This window comes from Vibrio sp. M260112 (assembly GCF_036533775.1).
Classification (GTDB): Bacteria; Pseudomonadota; Gammaproteobacteria; order Enterobacterales; family Vibrionaceae; genus Vibrio.
The window spans coordinates 1-507 of the sequence record NZ_JATABH010000195.1 but is presented as its reverse complement, the minus strand read 5'-3'; the positions used below and the strand labels follow the sequence as shown (position 1 = coordinate 507).

The following is a 507-nucleotide window of genomic DNA, read 5'->3' as shown; positions in this document are numbered from 1 at the left end:
GTAGTTTAACCTTCGGGAGGACGCTCACCACTTTGTGGTTCATGACTGGGGTGAAGTCGTAACAAGGTAGCCCTAGGGGAACCTGGGGCTGGATCACCTCCTTATACGATGATTATTGCGATGAGTGTTCACACAGATTGATGGTTTATAAGTTTTAGAGACGATACTGGGTCTGTAGCTCAGGTGGTTAGAGCGTTCGCCTGATAAGCGAGAGGTCGGTGGTTCAAGTCCACTCAGACCCACCAATCTTCCTCCCAAGAAGATTGGCACACAGTATCAACACCTGATGGGGCTATAGCTCAGCTGGGAGAGCGCCTGCCTTGCACGCAGGAGGTCAGCAGTTCGATCCTGCTTAGCTCCACCATCTTTAAGCATACTTGCTTGAGTGTTCTTAAAAATGGTTTCGAAAGAAACTTGCTCTTTAACAATTTGGAAAGCTGACGAATAACAACAATCCCCATATCTTTGATATGCGTTGTTATTCAAATTAAAAGTTCTCAAATCCTA

At 46.0% G+C, this 507-nt stretch carries 2 tRNA genes and 1 rRNA gene; all 3 read left to right on the top strand.

Features of this window, described 5'->3' with window-relative positions:
• A 16S ribosomal RNA gene (locus QTN95_RS21055) occupies window positions 1–104 on the top strand; the annotation flags it as partial.
• 64 nt (window positions 105–168) lie between these two features.
• Window positions 169–245 (top strand) — tRNA-Ile (locus QTN95_RS21050).
• Between the two features lie 43 nt (window positions 246–288).
• Window positions 289–364: transfer RNA gene (locus QTN95_RS21045), tRNA-Ala, on the top strand.
• Window positions 365–507: the final 143 nt, after the last annotated feature.